This is a genomic window from Bradyrhizobium sp. Mp27 (assembly GCF_029953005.1).
Lineage (GTDB): Bacteria > Pseudomonadota > Alphaproteobacteria > Rhizobiales > Xanthobacteraceae > Bradyrhizobium > Bradyrhizobium barranii.
In genome coordinates this window covers 1-2,480 of record NZ_JASAUS010000394.1, presented here as the reverse complement: position 1 = coordinate 2,480, position 2,480 = coordinate 1, and the positions used below count along the sequence as shown (strand labels likewise).

Annotated in this window: 4 pseudogenes; 2 read left to right on the top strand and 2 right to left on the bottom strand. The window is 61.2% G+C overall.

Annotated elements, in window-relative coordinates:
* Positions 1-48 precede the first annotated feature (48 nt).
* Positions 49-138: pseudogene (locus QJT78_RS50170) on the top strand (hypothetical protein); the annotation flags it as partial.
* Between the two features lie 383 nt (positions 139-521).
* Here the strand turns inward: QJT78_RS50170 and QJT78_RS50165 are convergent.
* Positions 522-1,058: pseudogene (locus tag QJT78_RS50165) on the bottom strand (transposase); the annotation flags it as partial.
* Positions 1,058-1,384, bottom strand: a pseudogene (locus tag QJT78_RS50160) (IS110 family transposase); the annotation flags it as partial. The pseudogenes QJT78_RS50160 and QJT78_RS50165, both read right to left, overlap by 1 nt.
* Positions 1,385-1,678: 294 nt before the next feature.
* Between QJT78_RS50160 and QJT78_RS50155 the strand changes: the two are divergent.
* Positions 1,679-2,365: pseudogene (locus QJT78_RS50155) on the top strand (IS256 family transposase); the annotation flags it as partial.
* Positions 2,366-2,480: the final 115 nt, after the last annotated feature.

The following is a 2,480-nucleotide window of genomic DNA, read 5'->3' as shown; positions in this document are numbered from 1 at the left end:
GAGCGCGCACGTTTCGGTAAACGCTCGGAGAAGTTCAATCCCGATCAGATGCAACTGGTTCTCGAGGACATCGAGATTGCCATCGCCGAAGTCCAGGAACGCCAGGACGATCGTGCGCGCCGCGCCGGCACGGCGCCGTCCAGCCGCCGGACCAGGCGCGCTGCCCGTGCCTTTCCCGCGCACCTGCCGCGCATCGAGCAGGTGATCGAACCCGAGAACCTCGAGTGTCCAGATCGTCGCTTTGGCGCGGCGGCTCGCCGTCATCATGCACCGCATGTGGAGCGACGGAACGGAATTCCGCTGGACACGGGAGGCCACGCCCGCGGCACAATAGTGCGACGCGCGGTCCACGCACCCGTTGTTTAGCGGGAGGAGGTCCCTCGCGGGACGATGGACGAGATGAGTTCGCTTTGGGCTCTTGTACGGTCGCGTCCTTGCGATCAGCACGGGGAGTGTCAGAAGTTTTGTGTAAGAGCGTCTCTGTGAGGGGTTTGCGGGGTCAGCGGACTGACCCCATGGGGTCAGTCCGCTGAGCCTGCAAAGCGCTCGCCGAACTGGATGGCAAACTGGCCCATTGCGGCCGTCCATGCAACCGGTCGTCGCCAATGGATGCCGGCATTTCTGATGGCGAGGTAAAGCAGCTTCATCGCCGCCTCGTCGTTGGGGAAGCTGCCGCGTGTTTTGATGATCTTGCGCAGCGAACGGTTCAGCGCCTCGACCGCGTTGGTGGTATAGATCATTTTGCGTATCTCCGGCGCGAAGGCGAAGAACGGAATGACGTGCTCCCACGCCCGGCGCCAGGCCGCCCCGATCGCGGGATAGCGCTTGCCCCACTCGGCTTCGAAGTCCTCGAGCCTGAGCAGAGCGGCGTCGGCATTCTCGGCATGATAGATCGCCTTGATCGAGGGAAGGATCGCCTTGCGATCCTTCCAGGACACGAAGGATAGGCTGTTGCGGATCAAATGCACGATGCAGGTCTGGACCATCGCCTTGGGAAAGACGCTGTTGATCGCCTCGGGAAAGCCCTTCAGACCGTCGACGACGGCGATCAGGATGTTCGTTTGGCGATCTGCATGGCCCACGCCTTGAGCCAGGACCATTTCTGCACCCGCGTCAGCATGACCTGTGCGGCCTCATAGAGTAGCGCTCGCATGGCTTCATCACCGCACAGCGAAATCCGGCCGATGCGGTGGCTTTCGCCGGACTGGTTGAGAACTGGCGTCAATCCAAGGGACGGCCCGACGGCTTTCGAACTCTTGAAGCGGGCGGGAACGTCGATCGTGCTGATAAAGGCCAGCGACGTGACGGGGCCGACACCAGGGATCGTCATCAACCGATGACAGACCTCGCTTTCCCGGGCAAGTAGAAGCACTTTGCGATGCAGTTGTGTGAAACCGTTCAATCTCGTCAAGGAGCTCCGCGACTTCCCCGGCTAGCATCCGAAGATCAGACAGAAGCTGGAAATCACTCGAGCCGGAATTAGTCAAGGGCTTGATTGGGTGCCTCCTTGGGTTCGGTACCGCTCGCGGGGCCGTGCTTCTCTTCGGGATCAGCCGTATGGCTCTCCCAGCATGGGATCAGTAGAACGAGACGGAACAATCTGACTCGCGTGCTGAGAGGGTGTCAGTAACTCGGTGTAAGATGGTTTCTGTGAGTTTACCTTTGACAGGAGACTCACATGGCTACGAATTTTTCACCTGAGATTTTGGACCAGCTTCTTGCCGGGGGCAGCCTCAAGCCAGAAGACTTAGCCGGCGAAGACGGGCTTTTCAGACGACTGAAGAAGGCGCTTCTGGAGCGCGCACTGGGTGCGGAGCTGACCCACCACCTTGGCTATGAGAAGGGCGACCCGGCGGGCCGCGGGTCGGGCAACAGCCGCAACGGCACAAGCAGCAAAGCGCTGTTGACGGACGACGGCGAGATCGAGATCGAGGTGCCGCGCGACCGCGCCGGCACGTTCGAACCGGTGATCGTCGCGAAGGGCCAGACCCGCTTCGACGGCTTCGACGAGAAGATCATCAGTCTCTACGGGCGGGGCATGACGGTACGGGAGATCCAGGGCCATCTGGCCGAGCTCTACGGCACCGAGGTGTCCCCCGATCTGATCAGCAAGGTCACCGACGCGATTCTCGACGAGGTCCGCGAATGGCAGAGCCGGCCGCTGGAAGCGATCTATCCGGTGGTCTTCTTCGACGCGCTCAGGGTCAAGATTCGCGATGAGGGGATGGTCAAGAACAAGGCAGTCTACGTCGTGCTGGGCATCACTGCATCGGGCGAGAAAGACGTGCTCGGGCTTTGGATCGAGCAAACCGAAGGCGCCAAATTCTGGCTCAAGGTCATGAACGATCTGAGGAACCGCGGCGTCGCCGGTTCGCGTAAAACGCGTCGGGCGACGAGAAGCGGTTCCATGAGTTCGGCCAGCTCCGGCTGACCGCCGACGAGTTCGTGGATACGTTGTTCAAAGCCGATCACCCCCACAA